Origin of the sequence: Antrihabitans auranticaus (assembly GCF_016481275.1) — a bacterium.
Lineage (GTDB): Bacteria > Actinomycetota > Actinomycetes > Mycobacteriales > Mycobacteriaceae > Antrihabitans.
Genome location: NZ_JAEMNW010000001.1, coordinates 1,483,171 through 1,508,940, shown reverse-complemented (window position 1 = coordinate 1,508,940; position 25,770 = coordinate 1,483,171). Strand labels below are relative to the sequence as shown.

Genomic DNA, 25,770 nt, shown 5'->3' with positions numbered 1-25,770 from the left:
GCGGACGTCGCCGACCCCGGTGATGGTGGCGGTGTAGGTGGCGCTGCGGGCGGGCACCATGGGTCAGAGTGCGCCGGAGAGCACGACGCCACCGGCGTGCAGTGGCGACCCGAAGGACAGACTGGTGTTGGCCAACCAGGCCAGGGCGTGCCAGGGGCTGCCGAGACGATCCGATCCGACACCATGGGAGATATCGGTGCCGTTTTCGGTCATGGTCATTTCGATGGCGGACAAGTCGGGTGCGTCGGTGCTGGGTATCGAGCCGCCGAGCACGTACAGGCCGGAGGAGGCGTTCTCGGCCACGGTGTCGGCGAGGCTGATGTTCCATGCCTCGATGCGGCTCTCGACAATCTCGAACGCAGCGACGATGCGATCGACGAAATCCGAAGCGGTATCGGCGGTGATGAATGCATTGATATCGCGCGCGAGGACGAACGCGATCTCGGCTTCGATGCGTGGCTGGAGCAGTCGTACGTGCTCGACCCGAGCGTCGTTGCTGCAGTCCATGTCTGCGAAGAGCACACCGAAGTCGGGTTGGTCGACGCGGAGTTGTCGTTGTACTGCCGGTGGGGTGAGTCCGATCTTGCGGCCCACGATGCGGCGACCGGCATCGACGGCCGCTGTGACGTTGTGGGTTTGCACCCGGTAGGTGGTGTCGACGTCGTCGGGGTCGCCCAGATCGATCACCGGCGGGCAGGGGCGTCCGGTGTGGCTGCGGTCGCGAGGCGGTCGGCCGCATCGACGACGATTGCGGATTCCACTGTTGGAGTGGTCATCTGGTGGTCATTCCGGTGGCGGGCGAGGTCATTCGGCGAGGAACGACAGCACGACCTTGTTGAAGTGCTCGGCTTGTTCCCACTGTGGCCAGTGCCCGGCGTCGGTGATCAGCTCGAATCGGCCGCCAGGAATTTTCTCGGCCATGTCCATTCCGGCTCCGGCGGGCCCGGAGGGGTCGTTGCTGGTCCAGATGACCAACGCTCCGTTGGGGACGGCGGCGAGTTCGTCGTCGGTGATGCGGTTGCGCAGTCTGATGTCGGGATCTTGCAGGCACAGGATGTGTCGCATCGAGTCGGCGAAGCCGGGCTGCGAATAGATTCCGCGCCGGATTTCGACGAGTTCGTCTGTGACACTGTCGTTGTCGGCCATCAACCATTCCAGCCTTGCGCGGATGCGTTCAGGACTGGGGTCGTCGGCCGCGGCTTGGGACAGGCCGCGGATCTTCGCCATGACTTCGGGGCTCGACATCGTGCCGCCAGGGGTGTTGAGCACCAGCTTGCCGACCCGACCGGGATGTGCGGCAGCGAATTTGACGGCCACCCAGCCGCCGAGCGATTCGCCGTTGAGGTGTGCTTTGTCAACGCGGAGTGTGTCGAGAAGTCCGAGGAGGTGCTCGACGTAGTCGTCGAGTTCCAGATCATTTTCGGCGTGGGTGGTGTAGCCGTGGCCGGGGTAGTCGAACGCGATAACTCGGTGCTGGGCGGCGAAGTCGGCGAAGTTGCGGGTGTAGGCCTCGAGGTGGCCGCCGGTGCCGGGCATCAGCACGACGGTGTCGGGTCCCGTTCCGGCTTCGAAGATGCGGGTGTTCCAGCGGCCGACCTGGACGTGGCGGACGGTGTGGTCGAGTCCTGGAAACGAGGTCCACACCGAGGGTGCGTGAGTCATGGGAGTTCCTTTCAAAACATATGCGGTGCTATGTGATCCGCGCAGTTATGCGGGTAGCGCGGTGGTAATGGAGAAGCCGGCGATCCATTCGGGGATGGGGCGGTAGTAGCTCGACCGCACCCGGTAACGGCCTTGGGTCGCGAGTGCTGCATACGCGGCGATCCAGGTCCGGACCTCGTGCGAGGAGTGCCCCGCTTGTTCGACGAACCAGTCGTTGGTCCACGAGTCGATCTGGTCGAGGTCGCCGGACGCCAGGACCGTGAGCAGGTTGCGGTCCCAGTCGGTATTGAGCGGTTGGATCGTGGCGACTCCGGCGGCGAAGTCGCGTCCAGCGTCGATGACGCGTTGCTCGCGCGCTGCGCGTTGCTCGGGCGTCGGGTTTCGACCGGAGATGAGCGTTTCACGGACCGGGGGTGGAGCGGTGTCGAGGCGCGGTACCGGCGGATCGTGGGACAGCCCGCCGGATCCGACGAGCAGCACCCGGCGATCCAACGCAGCGGCGACGTGGCCAACTGCGTTGCCGAGCAGGCGGATTCGACTGACCGGACAGAGCGGCTCGCCGACGGAGTTGATGAAGATCGGGACGGTCGGCAGGGCGGTGATCGACCCGGTCAGCAGTTCCAAGGCCTGGGCGAACCCGTGATCGACGTGCATCCGTTCGGAGAACGCGGTGTCGACACCGGCGGCGAGCACGGTCCGCGCGATTTGATAGGCGGCGTCGCGGTCGACGTCGAGCGGACCGGCCTGGGTGCCGTAGTCACCGACCGATTGCGCGGCGGCGCCGATACAGAACGGTGGCAACAGGTCGTAGAACACGCCGTTGTAGTGGTCGGGCGCGAAGATGACGACCAGTTCCGGTGCGAAGTCGGCGATGAAGGCTCTGGCGTCGGCGAAGGCGGCGTCGACTTCGGCGACGACGGCTGCGTCGGGGTCGTTTCGGCCCATCAGAGGTGAGTGCGACATGGTGCACAGTGCGACAGTCATTGTCAGCTCCCTCCGTGCGTGACCGCTGCGTCGGCGGGCGTGGCGAGGACGGCGGCCAGCGCAGTCTGCAGGTGCTCGAAGGCGTCGTTGTCATCCCAGATCGCCGGGCTGTGCCGCCACGCGATGTATCCGTCGGGACGCACGAGCAGGGCGCCGGCTTCGTGAGTTTCGCGGATCCGTTGCCAACTGCGGTAGGGGTCCTCGGTGCCTTTGGCGCCGATCACGACGGTGCGCAGGAACGGCAGGTCGAGTTTGTTGGCGGCGTTGACCCAGGCGGTGCCGGCCAGGCCGGTGACCAAGGTGAACTGTCCTTTGCCGGTGACGTCGAGGGTGGAGGTGCGCAGACCGTTGCTGTCGACCAACCAGGTGTGCGGCAGTTTCGCGCCCGGGCGGGTGGTGGCTTGCAGGTAGAGTTGGCGGTCGCGTTCCCACTCTTCTTGTCCTGCAGTGGGATCGGGGATTATTGCGCTGGATTCGTAGCGTTGGTTCAGTTCGACGCCTTGGGCGTTGAACTCGTAGTTCTTCAGTTCCAGTGCGCGACCGAGCGCGTCGCGGACCTCGACGCCGTGGGGGCTGGGGTCGCGTAGCTTCTCCAGCCCGGCCGCGATTGGGTTGGCGGCGCCTTCGGTGCGGAAGCATTCGTTGATCGGTCCGTAGTCGACGCGAGATTGGTTGGCGCGGGCCACGATCTGGCGGCCGACCGGTTGGCGTTCGTGTGAGTACGACTCGAGCATCGCGTGGTCGGCGTAGCCCTTGAGCACGAAGGCGAGTTTCCAGGCGAGGTTGAACGCGTCCTGGACGGAGGTGTTGGAGCCGAGTCCGCTGCTGGGTGGATGGCGGTGCACGGCGTCGCCGCCGCAGAACACGCGCCCCTTCGAGTAGTGGGAGGCGCAGGCTTGGTTGACCTGCCAGGTCGAGGTGGTTTCGATGTCGATCTCGAGGTCGGGGTCACCGACCAGCGTGCGGATCTTCGAGGTGATCTCGGCCGGGTCGAAGTCCGGGTCGCCGTCGGCCATGTCGTAGCCCCAGCCGGCGATCCATTTGTTCCAGGGCCGGATGGCGCGTAGCAGTCCCATGCCGATTTCGCCGAAGCTGCTGCCGGGGGCCATGATCCAGTGCAGGATGCTCGGCCGGTGTTGGACGTATCGGCTGAGGTCGGCGTTGAAGAGGACGTAGGCGGTGGCGGCCCGCCCCATCGTCCCTTCGATTTCGAGACCGATGTCGTCGGCGATTTGGGAGCGGGCTCCGTCGGCTCCGATCAGGTATTTGGCTCTGATTGTGTAGTCGCGCTGTAACAGGTGATCGCGGACGGAGACGGTGACACCGGTGTCGTCCTGGACGTGGGAGAGGTATTCGGTGTTGAAGGTGTAGGTCGCGCCGCGGGCGACTGCGTTCTTGAAGATGACCGGTTCGAGGTAGAGCTGCGGGATGTCGAGCAGTCCGCAGGGGCTGCCTTTGATGTAGTCCCCGACTCGGTCGTCGCCGGTGCCCCAGGTCCGGACCCGGGCGATTTCGTCGCCGGCCAGGCTGGTGGTGAACAGCGTGTCGCCCATCAGTTCCCACGGGGTGGCGTACTTCTTAGCTTCCTCCTCGATCCCGAGGTCGCGCAGCACCTCCACGGCCCGCTGGTTGGTGATGTGCGCGCGGGGTGTGTTGGCCAGCCAGTTCCATCTGCTGACGAGGTGAACCCGAACTCCGTAGGTGGCCAGAGCCAGGGCCGCGGTGGATCCGGTGGGTCCGGTTCCGACGACGAGTACGTCGGTGTCGAAGTCATTCATGGTTGTGTCGCTTCGCTTGTCGATTACGGGACGCTGATGAAGTTGGTGAAGCCGCCGTGTCGTGCGGGCAGGCTGTCGAGGGCTTCGTTGATCTTTTCCAGCGCGAAGGTGTGGTGCTCGAAGACGGACAGGTCCAGGACGCCAGCGCCGGCGAGGTCGGCCATGTCTTGGGCTTCTCCGGTGGAGAACCACAGGCTGCCCAGCAGCGAGATCTGCGAGCACATCATCGAGAACATGTCGATTTGCGGGCGCTCCATCATGCCGCCGATGTCGACAGCGATTCCGCCGCGCCGCAGCGTGGAGATTGCTTCGAGCATCGACTCGGCCGGTGCCCCAGGGCCGAGGGCGTCGATCACGATGTCGACACCTGCGCCCTCGTTGTGTTCGCGCACCCAGCCGCGCAGATCGCCGGTGAGAGTTGACCTGACGTGTATGCGATCGGGAGCGATCGCCTTGACGTCGGCGAGCAGTGCGTCGTCTCGTCCGGTGCCGAAGATGTGGGTGACACCGAGGCTGAGCGCGATCAAGCAGGCGCCCAGGCCAAGTGTTCCGGAGATCCCGTCGATCAGAACCGTCGTTCCCGGACCGGCGCCCGCCTTGCGCAGCGCCGAAAACGCGGTACCGAGGTAGCCGAATCGTGCACCTTGCTCGAAGGTTACCGAGTCGGGCAGTTTGACCAGATTTCGTTGGGGTGCAGTCAAATACTCGCCGAGCCCGCCGTAGGGGTAGGCGTCGAAGAGTTTCTGGCCGCCGGTGCCGAACGCGAAGTAACCCATGAAGGTGTAGCTGTCGCAATTCTGGTCCGCCCCTTGCCTGCAGGCGCGGCAGGACCCGCAGGACAGTCCGGGGTTGACATAGACCCGGTCGCCGACCTGGACATCGGTGACCTGGTTGCCGACTTCGGTGACCACGCCGGCGCTGTCGAGTCCGAACACTGCCGGCAGCTTGGGCAATGGCAGGTAGGGGAACCATTCGGCGTAGGTGGCGAGCACGTTCTTCAGGTTCGGGACCACGTTGCAGGCCTTGACCTGCACGACGACGTCGGTGGCACCGGGGTGGGGGATTGGAAGGTACTCGAGTCGCATGGGCTCGTCGATGTTGTGTAGGCGAGCAGCGAGCATGGACTGCATTGTCGTAGAACTCCTTGAGGATGGTTTTTGCGCAGGCACTTTGGGCTAGGTGGTGACGGAAGTCGCGGTGAGAGCGCGGGTGACGTCGTCGATGGTGGAAATGTCGGCGAGTAGCCCGAGCGATTCGATGCTGGCCTCGTGCGCTGCGGGTGTGGCCGCGGCGCAGGCGTCGGCGACGATCACGGTGTGATAGCCGAGGTCGCTGGCGACGCGTGCGGTTCCTTCGACGGAGAAGTTGGTCGCGACGCCGGCGAAGGCGAGGCTGGTGATTCCCTTGCTGCGCAACGCATCGTCGAGTCCGCTGCCGGCGAATCCGCCGACCCGTTGGTGATCGATGACGACGTCATCGTCGTGCGGTGTGAGGGGTTCGACGATCGCGGTGAGCGGGTTTCCGTCCGTGAGGCAGCCGGACTGTTGGACGATGCCCAGGATGGGGGAGTTGACCTCGAGGTCGGAGAAGTCAGGTTTCCAGGCGACGCGGGTGTAGACGACTGTTCCGCCGGCATTTCTGAATGTGTCTGCGAGCGTTGCGATCTTGGCGATCACGTCGCGTTCGACTACTTGCTGGTAGAAGAAGTCGGCGAAGGCGCCGTCGGGACCGACGACGTCTCCCTGGCAGTGGATGACCATCAGTGCGGTGGTGCGGGGATCGAGTTCCATGGCGTATTCCTTTGCAGTGGTGTGGGTTTGGGTCAGGCGTAGGCGATGATCGAGTGGCCGATGTTGTCGATGTCGCGCTGGGCGGTGAACGGATTGGACAGGAACACCTGCAGAACGTCGACGCCGGCCTCACGCATCAGCGCTGCCTTTTCCTGCAGCTGGGCGGGGGAGCCGTAGAGGCACCAGTAATCGACGAGTTCTTTGGTGATGATCGGACGGTGCTTGGGGTCGAGGCCGCGCAGATACTTCGCCCACACGTCGAGGTAGTGCGGTTGATTCGGTGCGGTCGGGTCGCCCAGGTACTGCTGTGCGGCGATGATCGACGCGTCGACGATCGGGTCGCCGAGTTGGTCGCGGTGGTCGTTCATCAACCCGGAGTTGGTGATGCAGGAGGAGATGGGGCCGGAGCCGAATCCGTTGGTGACTCCGTCTTCCCAAGTCTCGCCGTTTTCGAGCTGGTAGAACCAGGACAGCGATACCAGCTTGACTGAGCCTGGGGCGCGGCCGGCGTCGGCGACGGCTTTGTCGAGTTTGTTGCGGATCAGTTTGATCATGTCGGTGTTGGGGCCGAGGCAGTAGACGATCGCGTCGGCGTATTTCACGGCCTCGGTCAGTCCGCGTGGACCGCCGGCGGCGACCCAGATCGGGATGTAGTCCTTGACATTGAGGAATCCGCTTTCCTTGTCGAGGAATTCGACCTCGCGCTCCTGGCCCAGCCATTTGTGCACGACACGACGTCCGGCCATCAGTTCACGCGAGACTTCGATTGTGTGCATCAGTTCGGAGATCTTCGCTGGGCGATTACCCATCGACCTCAACGCGTTGTTGGCTGTTCCGATGCCCAGAAACGTTCGTCCGGGTGCGAGTGCGTTGAGTGTCGCCATCGAGTTCGCCGTCACTGGCCCGATCCGGGTCAGCGGATTGGTGACCATCGTGCCCAGATTGATGGTGCTCGTCTGGGCCGCGGCAAGGGCGAGGAACTGATACGGATCGCTGAACAGAAGGGGGCCTTCGCCCACCCCGAAGTGGGTGACGCCCAGATCTTCAGCCTGCTTGACCATGTGAACCTGATCGATCTTGGCGCACGTTCCGATGCTGAATTCCATAGTTTCTCCTCGTAGACCGCCGCGAGTCGCGTCGCCGGACGACCGGCGGCAATATCGATCGCGATGTTGTTGGCGTTGCCAGAACATCCGCGCGGGAGATCTCAACTTCTAGAGCGGTAGCATGCTAGCGTGCTAGGCAACCATAACCTGCAGTGACTCAGACCACAAGTACTAGAATGCTAGTGCTAGAATTCCAGTAGGTTGGGCGTCGCAAAATGGGAGGGACCGAATGGCGAACACTGGTCGACAGCGAAAGGTGACGACTCGATGACGGCCGCGAATCCGTGGCCGCTGGTTACCACGAGCGACGCTGCCACAGCGGTCGCGGGCGCACGCCTCTCCGGTGCGCGTCTTTCCGCTGCTCTATACGACACCCTCAAAGCGCGGTTACTCGAAGGGAAGTACGACGCCGGAGAAAAGATCGTCGTCGAGACCGTCCGACAGGAATTCGGCGTCAGCAAACAGCCGGTCATGGACGCCCTTCGGCGCCTGTCCAGCGACAAACTCGTCGAAATCATTCCGCAGGTCGGATGTCAGGTCGCCAGCTACGGCACCCAGGAAGTCGAGGACTTCTTCACACTCTTCGGAGGCTTCGAAGGCACAATCGCCGGCGTCGCCGCGCTCAGGCGCACCGAAAACCAACTACTCGAACTCGACTTGATCTCCGCCCGCGTCGACGGACTGCTCACGTCCGACGACCCAGCCGTGCGGGCCCACGGCTACCGCATCTACAACCGCGAATTTCACGCCGCGATCCACAAAATGGCGCACTCCCGGATCATGGCCGAAACTAGCCAACGCATGTGGGACCTGTCTGACTTCCTGATCAACACCACCGGCGTCGTCAACCCACTATCGAGTGCGCTCGAGGAGCGCCAGCACGACCACCACCGGATCACCGACGCCCTACGTGCTCGAGACGCAGACGCAGCCCGCAGCGCCATGGAGCAACACATAGTCGGCACCATCTCCGTGATTCGGGATGAAAGTGTCAGCGTCGAACTCTGACGGATCTCCGACGGCCCCTGTGACGGCACTTGTCGGTGATCAGCGTGCAGCTAGTCTGCACCCCGCCTGTGCACCGTTCGCGCCATGAAAATCAATGGTCCCATCACCGTTGTTCTCGAGCGCCACACCGTCGAGGAACTGCTAATCCTCACGGACCATGTTCGAAGGTTCGGGCTAAGACCTCGTCGAATCGAGTCTGCCGACGCTCGAGGAACTGGAAGCCGAACTCACCGACGACGGCTAGCTCTATTGACGAAACATCGAGCGCGATGCAGGACAAACTGGGTGCACCGAGGGGGCTTTTCTAGTCATGGCGGCTGAACCGATCAAAGAGAACAACGAGCAGAAGCTGCGGCGCGCATGGGTCCACGAGGAGGAGACCTTCAAGGACATGTCGGAGGAGTTCGAGCGCAACAAGAAAGCGGCCAGCACCGGTGAGGAGCTGCAAGCGCTGTCCAAAGAGTTTCAGCAGCTCCGCGACGCCCACCGACAGCCAGAGGTCGCTGCCGGGCGCGTCGCGCAGGGGGAGGCACCGTGATGATTCGCCAGTGTTTTGGGTGACTTGGACCGAAATCGCCGTCAGCCATGAGTTTTTCGCGCGTTCGAAGTCCGGCAGTCTCGCCGAGCCGTCATCGAGCGAAGAACTTCGCGATCAATTTTACGCGTCCGTCGGGCAATTGCCGCGAGTGCGCATGCCATCGAGGCTCTTTACGGTGAACTCAAATACCTGATCCCTGTGCAACTTCGGGCAGACAAGGCAGTACCTCGTTATCCGGAACGCGTTCGCGGTGGCCTTCGGATGGAACTCGCAGACGCGGGACCAGATATCGACCCGTCTGGAGCAACTCTTTGGTTGGCGAGATTTTGTAGTACCCCTACACCGAGCGGTTCGGGTTTGTGCTGAGGACTGTCACGGTTCCCGTGTTGCCGTCGAGACGGATGCGCTGGCCGTCGACAATGCGATAGCTACCGTTCTCGGTACCGCACACGCACGGGATGCCGAGTTCGCGCGCGACGATCGGTCCGTGGCTGAGCATGCCGCCGTGATCGGTGACGACGCCGCCGGCGACGAGAAACAGCGAAACCCAGCTCGGGTCGGTCGTTTCGCAGACCAGGATGTCGCCGTCGTCGAGCTCGGTCGTCGATGGATCGCGAACGACGCGTGCACGCCCCTCGACGATTCCGCCGCTGGCGGCAACTCCGGTCACGACGCCGTCGACGCTCGGTGCGCTCGATTCGCCCGCCTTTGCGAGCGTCGGCAATCCGGTCCACGCCTGCGGGAGACGGTAACTCGTCCGCTCGTCGTACTCGGCGCGGCGTCGTTCGACGTCCGCGTGACGGTCGTCGGAGGCGCCTCGTTGCAGTTCGTCGTACGAGAGATGGAAGACGTCGTCGACCTGATCGATCACGTTCTGTGCGACCAGTAGTGCGCCGTGCCGGCGCATTGCCGCGCGTGCGACATCGAATGTGAGCAAATAGCCGGCTTTGCCCTGTTCCCGTAGTGCGAGCCAGCGGGCGGCAAGCCGGACAACGAGTCCGAGTCCGACCCGTTTGCGCTGGGGCACCGAGGATTCCAGTTCGGCCAGTGCCCGCAGGCGCGTCTGCTCTTGCTCAGCACTCCGATTGCGCGGCGCACGCGGACTGTCGGCCGCGATCGCGCGGTAGTCGGTGCGCCGCGCGAGGACCGGAGTCGGATCCTCGCGCCACGAAACGCCGGAAAGCTGGCCCTCGTTGGTGCCGTGGTAACCGTGGCGATCTGAGAACTCACGCAATGTGATCTCGTCGTGGGCGAGGGCCCAAAGATCATGTGCGACTTCGTTTTCGTCCGAACCGACGCCGGACAGCAGCTTTGCCTCTAGCCCGGGGAGCCCGAGTTCGGCGAGCTTCGCAGCGAGCCTGTCGGCGAGGCCGGAGCTGACGAAGGCGACGACGAGGTGCTTGATCATGATGCTCTCGAAACGACTGCGGGCGTCGTCGAGCAACGCGGCACACCCTGCGTGGTCGAGATAGCCGATGGTTTCGAGCTGTTCGAGGCGCCACCTGCGCAGCTCGGCGAACTCGGCATCGTGCTGTTTCGGCAGGCGAACGACAGCTTGCGGTGCCTTGGCGAGTATCACGGGGTAGCGCCGCGTGGTGTTTGCGTCGATGGTCTCCGGTCGAACGTAACCGAACAACTGCTGTTCAACGGCAGTTGCCGACGTGCCAGGGGTGACGTTCGCAATCGTTCGGAACTTGTCGATGTTTGCCGCCGCGCGTCCGGCGAAGAGCGTCCAGAACATGTCTTCGACGCGGTCCGGGACGTAGATCTCCTTCGGTGAAAAGACACCGAGGCTGACGAACATTTTCCGGAACGCGAGTTCCATCGGCTCGTGGATGAAGGTGAAACCGAGCGTTGTGAAGACGCCCGGAAATGCCTCCGCGACATTGCCGGTCGTCCATGTCAGCGCGGGATCGATTGTCGCGTTGTCGAGTGTCTCCTCGACTTCGTAGCGGGTGCTCATCGTTGCCTCTTCTGCAGCAGCTCGGCGAGCGAGCCTTCGGTGTCAAGTTCGTCCCGCGCCCACGAAGTGAGGAGGGCCAGATCCGGGTCGTTTTCGGCGCTGGCGGTGACCATGCCCAGCTCGCCGATGTACACCGCGCCCGTGGTTGCGTCGACGGTGACGGTCTGACCCGCGAGCGACGCGAGTGTGCCTGTGCCGCAACCGACGACGCAGGGCACCGCCATCTCGCGGCAGACGACCGCCGCGTGTGACGTCGAACCACCGAGTTCGGTGATCACGGCCGCTGCGGCGGACATTGCGGCGACGTCGTCGGGGTCGGTGGTCGGCCGGGCCAGAATGACGGCATCGCCGTTGTCGGCGCGTTCGAGAAGCTCGTCGGCGTCGGTGACCACGATTCCGGTGGCGAAACCGGGACTTGCCGGTTTGCCTGTCGCAACGACCTCAGCGGTCCGGACAGCGGCTGTGTCGAGGCGCGGAGTCAGAAGCGCGCGAACGTGATCGGGCTCCACGCGGTCGAGTGCCTCTGCTTTCGTGATGAGGCCTTCGCGGTGCATCAGCACCGCGAGTCGAACTGCCGCTTCGGGCGAGCGTTTTGCCGCGCGTGACTGCAGGAGCCACAGCGTGCCGTTCTCGACAGTGAATTCGATGTCCTGGACATCCCGGCCAGCGGCCTCGAGCCGAGCCGTCGCGGCCAGTAGTTCGGCGTGGACCGCCGGCATCGCAGCGCCGAGAGCGTCGAGCGGAAGGGCGTCGGCGCGACCGGAAACCACATCCTCGCCCTGACCGCCGGCCAGCCATTCTCCATATGCGTCGGCCCCACCGGTCAGGGGATCGCGGGAGAACAGAACGCCGGTACCAGACTGGTCGTTGAGGTTGCCGAAGACCATCGCCTGCACGGTGACAGCGGTGCCGCCGTCATGGGATAGCCCGCGGTTTTCGCGATAACTGATCGCGCGCTTGGATTTCCAAGATCCGAACACCGCTACGACTGCGAGCCGCAGTTGCTCCAACGGATCGGCGGGCGGGGGAGTGCCGACCACCTTCTCGAACTGTTCGTTGAATCGCCGACGGGTGTCTGCGGCATAAGCGGGATTGCCGCTTTCGTTGGCGAGGGCGATTTCGACGTCGTCGGTGAATCCGAGATTGAGAACGGTGTCCATCATCCCCGGCATGCTGGTCGCGGCACCTGACCGTACCGATACCAACAGGGGCTGTGCCGGTGCGCCGAACGTTCGCCCGGATACCTTTCGAGCCCCGCCATCGCGGCGGGAACGCGCTGCCAGATGTCGTCCGGCAAAACCCCTCCGGACTCGTGGAAGTGGCGGCACACGTCTGTCGTGATGACGAATGCAGGCGGGACGGGTATCCCAAGCGCCAGCATTTGCTGGATGCTCCACGCCTTTCCGCCAAGCAGCTGCCGACCACCCGACGAGGATCCGTCGAGGACAACGATGGGATCGATTGCGGTAGTCATTCGGCTCTTCCTGCTGCGGCTTCTTCGAGACGCGACAGACCGGCCAGGCCGATCAGGTCTTCATGCAGCTCGAACCACACCGTGTGATAGCTGTCGATGAGCGGCGATGCGAACCATTTATATTCGCCTGCAGCAACATTCGAGAGGGCATTCGCGAAACGGTCCGGGTACGGAGCGAGTCGAGGTGCCAGCGCAACGAACTGCTCGAGCAGCGGAGCAAACTGGCGGTGGACCTCGCCGAGCCGTGTCATGATGCCCGCGTCGTATGCGGCGTCGCTGTGGTCGTTGGGGCGCGTGCCGTCGATAAGCTGCCAGTCGGTGACGAGCTGCTTGAATGCGGAGTTGATCGCGTCGAATTCGTGATAGCGCTGGGTGAGTTTCTCACGGTCCACGGCCACACGCTCGGCGGCAAGCAGACCTTCGAGTTGTGCGCGACCGTCCGCAGTGAGCTTCAGCCGCGCCCCGGCACGGTCGAGCGAACCGGCTTCGATCAGCGATTCCACCACGCCGGTTACGTCGGCTTCAGCGATACCTGCCGCAGCGGCGAGAGCGGACTCGGTTGGGCGTCCTTTGAGGCGCGCTGCCTGCAGGATCCGAAGTTCGTGTGTCATGGTCAACCTGGCTTTCGGGGATGTAGCTGTGTCTCGGCGGTTGTGTCTAGGCGACGCGATGGACGATGCCCTGCTCGAAAAGGCCACCGCCGATACGGCCGTCGCTCTCGAGGGACATGAAGTCGTCGTAGGTCCCGAAGGCGGGACCGTCGGTCTCAGCTGGTCCCATCGGGACCCAGAAGCCTGCCTGGCGAGACCGCAAAGTCACCAGACGTGTTGTGCCGTCGGCGAGTTCGAGGCGTGCCCACAGATACTGCGCAGCGGCGTTGCGGGCGAAAGTGATTCCGGTGATGGACAGTGAGCGTTCGCCGTCGATGACGAATCCGTCTGCGGCGAGCGTACCGTCTGTGCCGAGAAACTTCATCGCAGTGATGAAGGTCGAGTCGTCGACCGCGATAAGCCCGGCATACTCGGCCCATTGCGCGGCCTCGTCGCGGAAACCCCAAGTGCGGTCACGCATTCCGTGACCGGCAGTCGCGACAGTGGTGTCGTCGACCGTCACGATACCGACGACCGTGCACGCCTGCTGGAAGTGCTGCAGCGGCTTTCCGGGCACCAGTGCGGGAATGAGAGCGTTCGTCGCATAGTCGGCGGCGACGAACAGCGGGGCGTTGACCAATTCGGCTTGCACCGTTGGATGGTCCACCCGGACGTTTCCGTCGAGCCCGAAGTGGATGCTGTCACTGCTGAATGTGCCTTCGCCGAGCGGCTCGACAATCTCGACGATGCGGCCGGCAAGCGACACGCTGAAGCGTGCCCTGCGAGCGCTCGGCGCGTTGGGTGACGTCGAAACGTGCAGCGTGCCGAATACTTGCGCGTCGGCGTCCCAGAACGAGAGGTACGCGTTGTCCTTCCACACCGGCTCACCGACTCCTGCGGCGTCGGCATGGATCGGCTCGGACAGACTGCCCCAGAGCTGCTCGGTCGGTGTGGTCACGGTCATCACGAAGTTCCTTCCCCTGGTCTCGACACCGCGGAAACGAGGTGCCGTGCTTCATCTTTCGGTGTGTTGCCAAGTGTCCGGTTCCGATGCGGCACGTACTTCGCTACGTACTTTCGAATCGCGTACTTTCCAATCGCGCACTTTCCAATCACGACGCGCGCTCGAGAATCTCGACGTTGCCGGTGCTTCCGTCGACGCGGATGGTGTCGCCGGTGCGCACTACCTGCGTCCCGTTGCCGGTGTTCATCACACAGGGGATTGCGAGTTCTCGGGCGACGACTGCCGCGTGGCTCATCATTCCGCCGATGTCGACGACGAGCGCCCGGGACAGAAACATCAGGGACACCCAAGCTGGATCAGTGGTGCGCGCAATGAGAATGTCGCCGTCCTCGATTTCGGCCTCGCCTGGATCGAGGACCACGACGGCCCGACCGACGACCGTGCCAGTAGACGCGCCGACACCGAGCAGACTCGTTACGCCGGTCGTGTCGACGCCCTCTCGCAGTGTCGCGACAGGTCGTCCGGTCCACGACGACGCAACGTCGTAGGCCTGATAGCGCAATCGGAGCTCGCGGCGATCCGCTACGAGGGACCTGAGATCCGCGGTGAGGTCACCTGTCAGTTCGTCCCGGGTGAGATAGAAGGTGTCGTCGGCATCGTCGAGGCGATCCTGCGCGACGAGTTGGGCTCCGATGTGACGGGCCGCGGCCCGGATGACGTCGATGCTCTGCAAGTACGCAACCTTGCCGACGCCGCGCAACGGTACGAACCGACGGGCCAGCCGCAAAATCAGGCGTGCTTTGATTCGGCCGGCGAGCCCGGTCGAGGCGAGTAGTCGTGCTTCGGCTTCGTCTCGGGCAGCGGCATGTACTGCGTCGGCGGCCGACGGTGCTTTGGCGTCGACCATGGCTCGGTACTGCTCGACCAACCGAACCACCGGGGTCGCATCCTCGCGCCACGCGGTCGCGGAGAGCTCACCTTCACCTGGTCCGTGGTAGCCGTGTCGTGCGAGAAACTCGTGCAGGGGCAATCGGTTTCGCGAGACGTCCCACATGTCTGCGAGCACGACACTTTCCTCGTGCTCGCCATGCCCACGCAGGAGTACTGAGGCGTCGACCCCTGCCATAACAGCTATCGCGGAGAGTTGCTCGAAGACTGGCTGGATTGCGCCTGCCGCCATGACGGCTTGCTGCCCGAGGGCCTGTGCGAACCGGTCCATACCTTCGCCGATGCGTCGCTGCGCCTGCGCGATCGTCAGTCGTGGGGTCGTGACAATTGCCGCCGCCCACCAGACATTCGTCTCGGCTCGGAGGCGCTCCATATCGCGGGCGGCGCGCAAGAGCGTGCGCGGGTATCGCCACACGATGAAGGGCAGCCTCCGATTAGAGGGTCGGCTGACGAATGTGGGCGGGACAAAGCCGAAGAAGTCGCGCGAGAGCGCTTCGCCCGACTGGCCGGGGATGAGGTCGCCGATCTCGCAGAGGAAGTCGACCCGTACGGCCATGCGGCCGTAGAAGGCGTTCGTGATGCGCTCGGCCGGATCGGCAGGAATCTGGCGGCGATTGCCCGCGAGAACCCCCATCGCGTGAAAGGGCATGCGAAGACCAATTTCGCTTGCGGGTACCCAGGCGCTTGCGCACAGTGGCGTCATCACTCCGGGAACTGCTTCGGCCAGGTTGATCGAACTCCACGACGCGTCATCCGGAGACAGTGCGTGCAGAGCGTTGGGCTCGTCCTCGACGACGGTCTGCGCTCTCGTTGTCTCTAATGGTGGCATCCGATTCTCCTGCGTAGTGGCCCTAATGGATTCAGTCTGGCCGTCCCGGAACCAAGGCGAATCGGGTCGAATACGCACATGGATACGTAGTTGCGGGATGGCGCCGTGAACCCTCGATTCGTCGTGCTCGCCCACGGTTTCGCTGCGTTCCGCGAACTGAGACTCGACGTCTACGCCGCGCGGTTCGCCCAGCCCGCTTTGCCGGATTCGTCTTCGACTACCGACATTGGGGCGCCAGCGAGGGCTCGCCGGGACACAGTCGGGTGCAGGCTCACAGGACGGCTCGTCTCGCGTTTGCGAGTTTGCGCTGGCCAGCGTGGCGTGGGGCTCACTGGACCGTCCGAGGATCCGCACAGTTCCGACAGATTGATTGAGCGACGGCCTTGCCGGATCGCCGGTTGCTCACGTCGCGCTGCTGGTAGGAGACGCGCAGTCTCAATCAACCTGTCGCACCGCAGGTCAGCCTCGCAGGGCCTATCGGATCAATGAGAACGGACACCAGGATGCCCGGCCGCACTCAATCTGTCGTTCCCGCGGTAACCGATCGCTTGCTCGGCTGGATCACGCAAGGGGGATCGCAAAGGATTGACCGACAGGCGTTCGACAGGTTTCACAAGTTCCCGCTGTTTGCGGGACGCTTCCCCGGTTCTTGTCGCGCGTGGAGGCGTCCGCCCACCATACCCAGCAACGCGGGTAGCAGCGTAAACGCGCCGAGTATCGCCGTGACGACAGCGCCTGCAGCGATCGCCGTCGCCATGAGTGTGCTGTGGCTGACGACGGACACCGCGAGTAAAGCGATCAGGGCCGCGGCACCTCCGACGAACACTGCGCCGGAGGACGCTCCGATGGCTCGTCCTACCGCTTCGGAGGGATCGAGTCCGGCGTCGTGGACAAGCCGCCGCTGGCGGAAGAGGACGAGAAGCGTGTAGTCGATGCCGAGCGCCAAACCGATTATCAGTGCCGCGACGGCAGTGGTCGACTGCATCTCCGGGATCAGCGACATTGCGATTGCTACACCGAGACCGACTGCCCTGCCCGAGAACGCGGCAGTCGGGGGCAGTCCCGCTGATATAACCCAAACGAAACTGGCGAGGAGGATTACCGCGGCGGGGACTAGTACTGGTGCCCCGAAGTCAGGCAGGTCGCCGAAGATCGGGGCACGGACGGCGACCAGAATGCCGACGATGTGCGTGACGGCTATCACCCAGCTGGCAAGGAAGTACCACCACTCGTCGAACGCGGCTCGGCTCAGTCGGAACAGGAATGTACTCACTACAGATCCTCCTCAAAGTTGATTGCATGTCGCGCCACGCGGCGGTGCATGTCAGGTCGAGAGTAGACTCTCGTTTTGAGAGTGCGCTATCATTAGTGGGACAGTGCATCCGTGGCCGACATCGTGACCTACGGCACAACAGGCGGAGGGCGACAGCAGTGAGCGAACGACAACAGCGGGTCGATGCCTACGCCAGTGCGAGCAGAATTGTGGTGGCCGCGCGGGACCTCTTCTCCGAGCATGGTGCGTCAGTCACGTTGAGCGAGATCGCGCGTCGCGCGGGCGTCGGTCCTGCGACGCTGTACAGGCACTTCCCGAACCGGCAGGCCCTCGCGGAGGCGGTGTATGAAGCCGTATTCGTCGCGGACATCGAGCCGTTGCTGGCGAAGTTCGAGAACAGCGTTGCCCCGCGTGCGGAGCTCCTCGATGTGTGTGAGCGGCTTGTAAAGCTGCTGCAGCGACAGCAGGGTCTAATCTCGTCGCTGAACAATCTCACTGACTTCACGCACACGCTGCTCGACCGCCACTATGACGCATTCGCGAGGGCAGTCCACCAAGCCCAGGCGGCCGGTAATCTGCGCCGTGACATCGGCGCTCGCGACGTCACGAATGTGCTGGCACTTGTTACGACCGCGTTTACCGCCGTGAACCTCGACCGAACAACTCAACGGCGATATCTAAGTTTGATGCTCGACGGACTCGATCCTGCCCACGCGAGCCCGCTGCCTCCATAATCGAACCAGCGCAGTGTCGCGCCGGAGTCGTCGCCGAGTTATTCCTGATATGGCCGCTGGACAACAGCCAGCTGAGAAGCGCGCTTCCCGGCGCCGCCCACCCGGCAGCCGGGTCGACCGTACGGTGATGATCTGGGCGCTCATCGGCCTCGTTGCCGCAAAAATGACCACGTACGTCGTGGCATGGTGGCGTCACCGCGAATCGCAGGCACCGTGCTGGACAGTTTCGGCTGGGATCTGCTCAGACCCACCCACCCGTTGAGGCTTGCTACCTCGAGCTTACTGAAACGCTTGCTGCCGAACTTTGGCGACACGTTCGGTGTGCGTGGACTAATGTCGATCGAGTTCTACGGGGACGTCCGCTATCAACCTGCGTTGTTTGGAAAGTCGTTGTGTCTCAGCACTACTCGTTCGCGCCGTTCGAGGGCTCGCGGACAGAACTGCTGCATTCGGACCGGTTATCAACACCGTTGTCGGGGAACAGCCCAAGCTCGCATGACGAACTTTGGAGCATCGGCTCGGCGAGGACGAATACGCCGAGCGCTACGCAAGCAACGGCAGTGGTGATCCAGCCTGCCGAGTGAGCGCCACGGGTCAATGATCCCTGATCAGTGCCGATTCGGGCGTAGCCGCCTGCCTCGTTGGACCAGACGGATTGCTGTCGAACTTCATGAACTGGCCAGGCATTTCGCCAGTTCGTCAAGCAGGATCGCCTACCCATCCGGCCTCCGCGTGACGTTACCAAAGGCTTCGCTGATCCCGAAAAATGTTGTTGCAGTTGATGGTACGCAATGCACAGGCGTAGAGTTTGACATAAGATTGATAACCGGAACCTTAATTGCGTTCGGATGCAACACCTTCGGGCCGTTCCTCAAGTTTTGTCACTGTGACGCATTGGGATCCATGTCGGACATTGGCGATAATGTTCCGCGTGTGCGAACTATGTCTACGCCCATCGGAGAACGCTGAACCGAAGTTGCGGATGCGGCGGAGGCGCTGCGCGAGCAGATGGACGTATTGCTCGATCGCGCGGCGGAACGAATTCTGAAGACGCCGGCCGCCGGTACGTCGTCGTGGCATGTGATGTGGCAGAACCGCGACTCGTCCGACGGCCAGGCGCATCGGCGTCGCCACTCTTGATACGAATTTCCGTCGCGCACCATCGGCTGCGGGAGCAAACGCGCGAGGATGTCGCGGCGGCCGATAAGAGATCGTTGCCCGGGAGGTCGCGGCGGCAGTGTTCGGGTGATAGTGCCATACGGGGCCAGGGCTACGGGTCGCGTGCTGCAGGAGTTCCAATTTCGACTGACCCGGGCCATGCATTTTGCGGCGGCAAGCGGACGGTCGCACTCCGCCCAACGAGTGCAGTTCGATAGGGCCAGGATCGGGCCAACGGCTCAGACCAGGAGATCCGAGCCCTCCAATCCGACACAGTCGATCCGACATGACCAGCACGAATGCTGTTTTGGCGCAATGCATTCCATCTGAAAAGCGGAAGGTCGCCGGTTCGATCCCGGCCCTGGCCACAACGGGTTTTGCCCCTCTGCCAACGGCTCGAATGAAGCCAAACTCGAGACTCATGCATCGGGCGGACGCTAGGCCAAATGCATCCAGCGCATTCCGCGATCATGTCGAGTTCGTCGTCGTAAGTCGGCGCGTCCGGACTCGCCGACTGCTCACCGCGGAGTTCGACTCAGCCGCAGCAGTTCGGGTAGAGCACGAGGGTGTGCGTGCGCCAGCACTACCGCCCCCGCGGACGAGGCGGAATTACAGAGTGCCGACACGGCATCGTCGACCTGCTGCCGCTGCGCGACGCTGCTGCTGGACCCGAGAAGAGCCAGCAGCAGCCGTCGAGAATCCGACCGCGTGTCGGGGGTGGAGCCGGGCGACTGCTAGTCGGGGTCACGACACATGCCGGACTCGTCAGGTTGCCCGCCAAGGGTCTATGTGCACCCGCAGCTCCCGGTCTCGGCGGCGTTCTCCGCATTGCAGCAGGACGATTTTTCGCTTGGCTCGCAGCAGACTTGCTGCTTCGCCGGCGCGCAACACGTGTTGGTCGGCGTGACGTTCTCGGCAATCTTCGACTCGTTCATGGCAATTCTCCTCAGTAGGAACGGTTTTGCTTGCTCCTGTAGAGACGAGCAGTCCGGTGAATGGACGCAACCGCTATGCGGTGTGCGTCGGATCCGGCGATTCCGCGCAGCCGCAACTCTCGGGTCGCGTGTAGTCCATCGGTAGGCCGCGAGCGTCGAGAGTCAGTGTGCAACAGCGGCGGAGGACGTCTGCGAGTTGCTGGCGACCGCGCTGGACCCGCGACTTCATTCCCGACACCGAGATGCCTTCCAGGCGCGCCGCGTCGGCCTGGGCGTTCCCGTCGAGATCGGTCAATTGCAATGCCCGGCGATAGGTGGGTGGCAGTTGCTCCAACAGCGGTCGCAGGCATCCCGCGAGTTCCGTCATCACAGCGTCCGGTTCGCTGTCCCAACTGGCGTCGGTGTGGTCGGGTTGTCGGTCCCCGGGTGCGGCATCGAGCTGTTCACGAACGCGTGCGACACGACGGTACTCGTCGGTGATGGCATTGCGCGCAATGCGAAAGACCCAGGCGGCCAGTCGCTCCCGGTCGTCGAGGTTGCCGACACTCTCGTGAATCCGGATCAGAATCTCGCTAACGATGTCGTCGGCTCGGAACGGGTCGTTGATCCGTCGATGCACGAACGACCGCAACTCCGCACCGAATCGGCGCCAGACGTCTTCGACTGTGGGATGGCCGGTCTCGGCAGTCATCTCCTGCAGGCTCATGATCGAGTCCTTCTTTTCGTTGGGCACAGAGGTCGCCTCCGACGTCCGCACCCGTACAGACGACGGTACTGGCCCAAGGACGCAACCGAACCCCCTCGGCGCAAATCTTCGTGCGTCCATCTGAAATCGCCGGCGTCTGAACAGGCACAACGTCGATTCAGGAGGCCGCACTCATGTCCAACGAATTCCCCACTGCTGTTCGCACCGCCGAATCCACGCGAACCGTTCCCGCGGTCGTTGTCGAGGATCTCCACGTCACCTACGGCGGCGCGTGGGCACTCGACGGCGTGGACATCGGAGTGCAGACCGGGATGACGCTCGGCGTTCTCGGGCACAACGGCGCCGGCAAAACAACCTTGATCAAGGTGCTCACAACCCTGCTGCGCCCGACCACCGGGCGTGTGCGGGTCGACGGACTCGACGTCGTCGCCGACGCAACGGCGGTCCGCCGGCGGATCGGGGTGACCGGCCAATACGCCGGCCTCGACGAATTTCTCACCGCCCGAGAGAATTTGGAACTTGTCGGCCGTCTCGCCGGACTCCGCGCCGGGGCTCGAGTCCGGGCGGGTGAACTGATCGACCGGCTCGGATTGCACGATCTGGCGTCGCGACGCATCGGTGAGCTCTCCGGCGGATCACGCAGGCGGGTAGATCTGGCCGCCAGCCTCGTCGGGTCTCCGTCTGTGCTGTTCCTCGACGAACCCACGACGGGGCTCGACCCTCTCGCCCGCACCGCGCTGTGGGAGGTCGTCGACGAGCTCACCGCCGTTGGCACCACGGTCGTGCTGACCACCCAATACCTCGAGGAAGCCGACCGGCTCGCGGACCACATCGTCGTACTCAACCAGGGCCGCGTCGCTGCCCGCGGCACACCCGCCGAACTGAAACGCCTTGTCGGCGGCAAGGTCGTGACCGCCACGATCCCCGCGTATCGACTCGACCGCTTGACGTTCGAGCCCGACACCGCACATCCCGTCGACGCCGACCGGATTCGAATCTCGGTCACCGCCGGGGACGCCATGACCGCTACCGACGTCGTCGCCCGCCTTGTCCGCGACGGTGTCGAGGTCAGCGAACTCGACATCACCTCACCCAGTCTCGATGACGTCTTCACCCATCTAGCCCTGCAAGGAGCCAACTCATGAACGCCATGCTCGTGGCGGACGCCACCCGGTCACCGGTCACCGACCAACTGATCGCACTCGTCGTTCGTAACCTCCGCACCAGCGCACGAGTCCCGCAATTGCTGATGTTTTCGCTGACGATGCCGATGGCGATGCTTGTCTTATTCAGCCAGGTATTCCGCAGCGTCGCAGCCGGACCCGGCTTTCCGACCGGTGTCAGCTACATCGATTTCCTCACCCCCGCCATGCTTGCCGTGTCCACCGTGATGGCTGGCACCAACGCCGGGGTGTCCGCGGCCATCGATCACACCAACGGTCTGCGCGACCGCTTCGCTGCCCTCCCGATGCGATCGTGGCTACCCGGCCTGGCTCGCACGATCAACGAAGCCGTGTTCACCCTTGCCCGCGCCGCACTCCTGGGTGTCGCCGCCCTCGCCCTCGGCTTCCGGTTTCACGGCAACCTCGGCGACGCCGTCGCCGCACTGGTCGTCCTGGTGGTGTTGGCGGCGGCAATGAGCGCGCTGTTCGGGCGTATCGGCGATCGCCTCCGCCGTCCCGACGTTGTCCAGTTCGCCGGAATGATGGTGATGATGCCGTTGATGTTCGTCTCGAGCGCATTCGCGCCGCTGGACACCATGCCCGGCTGGATGAAGGTCGCAGCGACGCTCAACCCGGTCGCACACGCCGCCGACGCATTGCGCGGGCACGTGCTCGGCGCTGCCACCGTCGGCGACACCGTCACCGCAATTATCGCCGCGATCGCGCTGTGGGTCTTAGTCACGATCGTGCCCAGCCTCGGCCAGTTCCGCCCCACCACAGTTTCGAAATAGATCGATGATCATCGACGAAAGGATGAAGTCAATGAACGGCATGGAAATGAACGAGTTGCCCGTCGTCGTGGTCGGCGCCGGACCGATCGGCCTCGCCGCCGCCACCCAGTTGCGGGAACGCGGTCTTATCCCGTTGGTGTTCGAACGCGGACCCGCGGCAGGCGCGGCGGTGTCGCAATGGAACCACGTGCGACTGTTCTCCCGGTGGGGCGAGTTGATCGACCCGGCCGCGCGCCGCCTGCTCGAAGCGACGGGCTGGACCGCACCGGCCCAGAATTCCTATCCCACCGGCAGGAAGTGGACCCGCGACTATCTCGTCCCATTGGCCGACGCGCTCGGTGCCGCAGTGCAATTCGACACCGAGGTCATCGGTGTCGCACGTCGCGGCCGGGACCGGGTCGTGGATGCCGGACGGGACAGCGAACCGTTGACCGTGCACGTCCGACGCGGCGACGGCAGCGAAGACCGAATCGTGGCGCGCGCCGTGATCGACGCCTCCGGAACCTGGGGTGCACCGAACCCGCTCGGCGGCGATGGTCTACCCGCCCTGGGCGAGCGGGACGCAGCGGACTCGATCACCTACCGGGTCCCGGACCTCGATGATCCCGCGGTCCGCGCCCGCTACGCCGGACGGCACACCGTGATCGCCGGCAACGGACACTCCGCGCTCACCGCGATCATCGCACTCACCACCCTGGAGCACGACGCACCCGCCACCCGGATCACCTGGGTCCGACGGCGCGGCGACGTCGGCGCCACCTTCGGTGGCGGAAAGTCCGACCAACTCCCCGCCCGCGGCGCCCTCGGCGAACGCGCCAAGCAGGCCGTCGACGCTGGGCTCCTGCGTGTTGTCACCGGATTCCGCACTGCCACTGTCGAACCCACCATCGACGGTCAGGTCGCGTTGGTGTCCGACGCCGGGCAACGCATCGACGCGGTCGACCGGGTCGTGGTCCTGACCGGATTCCGGCCGGACTTGTCGTGGCTTTCCGAGATCCGGCTCGGCCTCGACCCGGTGCTGCAAGCACCAACCGTTCTGGCCCCGTTGATCGACCCAAACGTGCACTCGTGCGGGACCGTCTACCCGCATGGCGTCGCCGAGCTGACTCATCCCGAACCCGACTTCTACCTGGTCGGCATGAAGAGCTACGGCCGCGCCCCGACGTTCCTGGCGATGACCGGGTACGAGCAGGTCCGCAGCATCGCCGCCGCGCTGGCCGGCGACCGCGACAGCGCCGAACGGGTCGAACTGACACTCCCGGACACCGGCGTCTGCGGCGGTGCCGGAGTGTTCGACACTGATGGCAATCGCGACGGTGCACTCGCACCCCCGATATCGATCAGACTGTCCGCGTCCGGCGTCAATTGAGCAATGACCGCCACGACGACGATCCCCTGATCAACACCACCGGCGTCGTAAACCCACTGTCGAATGCGCTCGCGGCGCTACTTATTCGATCTTGTTAGCCAGCGCTACCACTGGTTCAGCAACGCGACCAGACGCAACTCTCAGTCAGCCCGACGGGATGTCTTCTGCAAGGCACGAATCCGACGATGCGAGGAAACCGGGAAAGAGCTACCAGCCAGGGGCGCTGCCGGTGCAGGTTTTGGTTGTGAGGCGACCGGCAATCGCACCACCAGGTCACCGAGACAACCGCGGGCGTTTGAGAGGTCGAGGTATCCGGCGGTGACAACAGCGAAGCGCCTGGCTCGGATTCACAGGTTCAGCACCTTTCCTGCGAAGCCGTCCTGAGACGCGTTGCGACACGTTTCGGTCGGTGGCGGGCAATGCCTACGACCTTTGCCCAGTCCTGTCGGCGCCTTCCATGACGTGTTGCCACCACTGAGTCAAGGGGCTGGGTTCGGGCCAGACGCAGTCCGGGCGCTCGGACGGGGCGTTATTGCGCGAGCGAGACCGACGTGGCTTCCGTGTCGACGTAGCCATCTGGATCACCTCCTGCAATGTTTCCGCTGCCGACCGGGACGAGACGAGTCCATGGTGGTTCTGCTCGTCAGTGCCGGCGGCGGGTACGGCGTCGTCGGCAGTCTTCCGATCTTCTTTCGGGTGGATGGTCAGGTGAGGTGGTGCCGCCCGCCCGAGTGAGTGCCGTGTAGGGGCGGGGCGCTGTCGAATCCGGACTGTTGCGATGTGTGTGTCCGGTCGAGTGAAGCGCGGGGACTGTGAAATTGGGGTGCGGGCGGCAGCCACGGTATCGGTGTATCGCTGTGATGGCCTCACCTACTTTCATTTGCTGCGGTGTGGTTTCGGGTCGGCGGGGCGCGTTGGGTCGCGCGCGTGGTGCCGGTGCCGGGGGTGCCTTCGAGTTTCCGGATTCGGGTGCGGACCGCACCGGGTGCCGGGAGCCGGGCTGTGTCGCCGGTGACTCTCGGTGCGGGGGGTGGGCACGGTCGCGGACGTAGTGCCGCGCAAAGGATTTCCTCGATGTCTACGAAGAGTTCCTCGACATCGGGATCCACAGACCACAGTTCCGGCTCGTGCGTGATCGTGCCCACCGCGTCGATCGGGGATGTGTCGGTGCGAGTCATCGTGCTCACTCCACCACTGTGCTCAATTCACCAGTGTGCTCAATTCACCACAGTGCTCAATTCGCTACTGCGTGGGTCGGTCAGGCGTCGATCGATTTCCGCCCGTTGTGGTGGGCGATGTCGATCTTGCGGGGTTTGGCTTTCTCCGCGACCGGAATCCGTAGGCGCAGCACACCGTCGGTGTACTCGGCCTCGATTCGGTCGGTGTCGAGGTTTTCGCCGAGGAACAACTGGCGGCTGAACACCCCGCGCGGGCGTTCGGCGGCGAGCATGTCCCGGGTGGTGTCCAGGTCGGGCCGTTCGGCACGGACGGTGATCACGTTGCGTTCGATGTCGAGGTCCAGCGAGTCGGGTTTCATCCCGGGTAGGTCGAACTCGACCACGAACTCGTCGCCGTCGCGCCACGCGTCCATCGGCATCACCGCGGGTCGTGCCGCGGTGCCGAAGACCTGTTGGGTCAGGCGGTCGAGGTCACGGAACGGATCGGTACGCATCAGCATCGTCGCCACCTCCAAGTTCTCCAATCTGTGTTGTGAGGAGCCAGTTATCTGTCTTGGCTGGCATAGATTTGTTGTACCACTACGCGCATATTGGTGCAAGACCGCAAAAGTGGAAATTTCCGCGATCGGGCGGAGATAGGGAGGTGGACGATGGATGCGGAGCCCAATCTGTTTGGGGGACAACCACTGCCGGGTCGGGGTGTGTTCGGGATTTCGGTGGCCGCGCAGTTGTCGGGGGTGGCGGCGCAGTCGACACCTTTGGATTGACTGCAGGTTCGATCAAGATCATCGCCATCTCGAATGCTGCGCTGGCACGCTCGCGAATCGGG

General features: G+C 64.0%; 22 protein-coding genes and 2 pseudogenes. 8 read left to right on the top strand and 16 right to left on the bottom strand.

Going from position 1 to position 25,770, the window contains the following annotated elements; genetic code table 11:
• Positions 1–63: 63 nt before the first annotated feature.
• The 7 genes from JGU72_RS07015 to JGU72_RS06985 form a co-directional block, all read right to left on the bottom strand.
• Positions 64–687, bottom strand: a complete 624-nt coding sequence (locus tag JGU72_RS07015) for a 2-keto-4-pentenoate hydratase (RefSeq protein WP_307828326.1) — start codon at positions 685–687, stop codon at positions 64–66.
• Positions 688–804: 117 nt separating this feature from the next.
• Entirely contained in the window at positions 805–1,662 is an 858-nt protein-coding gene (locus tag JGU72_RS07010; RefSeq protein ID WP_199682946.1) for an alpha/beta fold hydrolase, read from the bottom strand.
• Positions 1,663–1,707: 45 nt separating this feature from the next.
• The gene (locus JGU72_RS07005) at positions 1,708–2,646 is read right to left on the bottom strand and encodes a 3-carboxyethylcatechol 2,3-dioxygenase (RefSeq protein ID WP_199682945.1); all 939 of its coding nucleotides are present in this window, start codon (positions 2,644–2,646) and stop codon (positions 1,708–1,710) included.
• Between the two features lie 2 nt (positions 2,647–2,648).
• Positions 2,649–4,424: an FAD-dependent oxidoreductase gene (locus JGU72_RS07000; protein WP_199682944.1), complete on the bottom strand. Its 1,776-nt coding sequence runs from the start codon at positions 4,422–4,424 to the stop codon at positions 2,649–2,651.
• Positions 4,425–4,447: 23 nt separating this feature from the next.
• Complete coding sequence (locus JGU72_RS06995; RefSeq protein WP_199682943.1) at positions 4,448–5,554, bottom strand: alcohol dehydrogenase catalytic domain-containing protein; 1,107 nt, start codon at positions 5,552–5,554, stop codon at positions 4,448–4,450.
• A gap of 45 nt (positions 5,555–5,599) precedes the next feature.
• Entirely contained in the window at positions 5,600–6,214 is a 615-nt protein-coding gene (locus JGU72_RS06990; protein ID WP_199682942.1) for a cysteine hydrolase family protein, read from the bottom strand.
• Between the two features lie 32 nt (positions 6,215–6,246).
• The gene (locus JGU72_RS06985; protein WP_199682941.1) at positions 6,247–7,320 is read right to left on the bottom strand and encodes an LLM class flavin-dependent oxidoreductase; all 1,074 of its coding nucleotides are present in this window, start codon (positions 7,318–7,320) and stop codon (positions 6,247–6,249) included.
• A 267-nt stretch (positions 7,321–7,587) separates the two neighbouring features.
• On the opposite strand from JGU72_RS06985, the gene JGU72_RS06980 reads away from it, so the two are divergent.
• Positions 7,588–8,328 (top strand): GntR family transcriptional regulator, encoded by a 741-nt coding sequence (locus tag JGU72_RS06980; protein ID WP_199682940.1) that lies wholly within the window; start codon positions 7,588–7,590, stop codon positions 8,326–8,328.
• A 310-nt stretch (positions 8,329–8,638) separates the two neighbouring features.
• On the top strand, positions 8,639–8,866 hold the full coding sequence (locus tag JGU72_RS06975; RefSeq protein ID WP_199682939.1) for a hypothetical protein: 228 nt from the start codon (positions 8,639–8,641) through the stop codon (positions 8,864–8,866).
• A 337-nt stretch (positions 8,867–9,203) separates the two neighbouring features.
• On the opposite strand, the gene JGU72_RS06970 is transcribed toward JGU72_RS06975, so the two are convergent.
• From JGU72_RS06970 to JGU72_RS06950, 5 genes and pseudogenes are all read right to left on the bottom strand, one after another.
• Positions 9,204–10,829: a PEP-utilizing enzyme gene (locus tag JGU72_RS06970; protein ID WP_199682938.1), complete on the bottom strand. Its 1,626-nt coding sequence runs from the start codon at positions 10,827–10,829 to the stop codon at positions 9,204–9,206.
• Positions 10,826–12,303, bottom strand: a pseudogene (locus tag JGU72_RS06965) (pyruvate, phosphate dikinase). Before JGU72_RS06965 ends, JGU72_RS06970 begins: the two are co-directional and overlap by 4 nt.
• A complete protein-coding gene (locus tag JGU72_RS06960; protein ID WP_199682937.1) occupies positions 12,300–12,914 on the bottom strand; it encodes a hypothetical protein in 615 nt (204 codons plus the stop codon). Before JGU72_RS06960 ends, JGU72_RS06965 begins: the two are co-directional and overlap by 4 nt.
• 46 nt (positions 12,915–12,960) lie before the next feature.
• Entirely contained in the window at positions 12,961–13,857 is an 897-nt protein-coding gene (locus JGU72_RS06955) for a DUF7065 domain-containing protein (protein WP_199682936.1), read from the bottom strand.
• 148 nt (positions 13,858–14,005) lie between these two features.
• On the bottom strand, positions 14,006–15,508 hold the full coding sequence (locus JGU72_RS06950) for a PEP-utilizing enzyme (protein WP_199683264.1): 1,503 nt from the start codon (positions 15,506–15,508) through the stop codon (positions 14,006–14,008).
• Positions 15,509–15,730: 222 nt separating this feature from the next.
• Here JGU72_RS06950 and JGU72_RS30595 point away from each other — a divergent pair.
• Positions 15,731–15,885, top strand: a pseudogene (locus tag JGU72_RS30595) (alpha/beta hydrolase); the annotation flags it as partial.
• A 359-nt stretch (positions 15,886–16,244) separates the two neighbouring features.
• Here JGU72_RS30595 and JGU72_RS06945 read toward each other — a convergent pair.
• Positions 16,245–16,907, bottom strand: coding sequence for an MMPL family transporter (locus JGU72_RS06945; protein ID WP_199682935.1), 663 nt, complete (start codon positions 16,905–16,907; stop codon positions 16,245–16,247).
• A gap of 158 nt (positions 16,908–17,065) precedes the next feature.
• On the opposite strand from JGU72_RS06945, the gene JGU72_RS06940 reads away from it, so the two are divergent.
• Positions 17,066–17,641 (top strand): TetR/AcrR family transcriptional regulator, encoded by a 576-nt coding sequence (locus tag JGU72_RS06940; protein WP_199682934.1) that lies wholly within the window; start codon positions 17,066–17,068, stop codon positions 17,639–17,641.
• 49 nt (positions 17,642–17,690) lie between these two features.
• Complete coding sequence (locus JGU72_RS31395) at positions 17,691–17,903, top strand: DUF4436 family protein (protein WP_374101086.1); 213 nt, start codon at positions 17,691–17,693, stop codon at positions 17,901–17,903.
• A 1,904-nt stretch (positions 17,904–19,807) separates the two neighbouring features.
• Here JGU72_RS31395 and JGU72_RS06930 read toward each other — a convergent pair.
• On the bottom strand, positions 19,808–20,467 hold the full coding sequence (locus JGU72_RS06930) for a sigma-70 family RNA polymerase sigma factor (RefSeq protein WP_307828325.1): 660 nt from the start codon (positions 20,465–20,467) through the stop codon (positions 19,808–19,810).
• 146 nt (positions 20,468–20,613) lie between these two features.
• On the opposite strand from JGU72_RS06930, the gene JGU72_RS06925 reads away from it, so the two are divergent.
• Genes JGU72_RS06925 through JGU72_RS06915 form a run of 3 tightly spaced genes read left to right on the top strand, consistent with a single transcriptional unit; the run spans position 20,614 to position 23,763 of the window.
• Complete coding sequence (locus JGU72_RS06925) at positions 20,614–21,585, top strand: ATP-binding cassette domain-containing protein (RefSeq protein WP_199682932.1); 972 nt, start codon at positions 20,614–20,616, stop codon at positions 21,583–21,585.
• Positions 21,582–22,394 carry an ABC transporter permease gene (locus JGU72_RS06920; RefSeq protein WP_199682931.1) on the top strand — a complete coding sequence of 271 codons (813 nt, stop codon included), beginning with the start codon at positions 21,582–21,584 and terminating at the stop codon, positions 22,392–22,394. The genes JGU72_RS06925 and JGU72_RS06920 overlap by 4 nt, the downstream gene beginning before the upstream one ends.
• 46 nt (positions 22,395–22,440) lie before the next feature.
• Positions 22,441–23,763 carry an NAD(P)-binding domain-containing protein gene (locus JGU72_RS06915; RefSeq protein ID WP_199683262.1) on the top strand — a complete coding sequence of 441 codons (1,323 nt, stop codon included), beginning with the start codon at positions 22,441–22,443 and terminating at the stop codon, positions 23,761–23,763.
• Between the two features lie 866 nt (positions 23,764–24,629).
• Here JGU72_RS06915 and JGU72_RS06910 read toward each other — a convergent pair.
• Together JGU72_RS06910 and JGU72_RS06905 are read right to left on the bottom strand one after the other, a co-directional pair.
• Positions 24,630–24,950 carry a hypothetical protein gene (locus JGU72_RS06910; protein ID WP_199682930.1) on the bottom strand — a complete coding sequence of 107 codons (321 nt, stop codon included), beginning with the start codon at positions 24,948–24,950 and terminating at the stop codon, positions 24,630–24,632.
• A gap of 71 nt (positions 24,951–25,021) precedes the next feature.
• A complete protein-coding gene (locus JGU72_RS06905; RefSeq protein ID WP_199682929.1) occupies positions 25,022–25,441 on the bottom strand; it encodes an Hsp20/alpha crystallin family protein in 420 nt (139 codons plus the stop codon).
• Positions 25,442–25,770 lie beyond the last annotated feature (329 nt).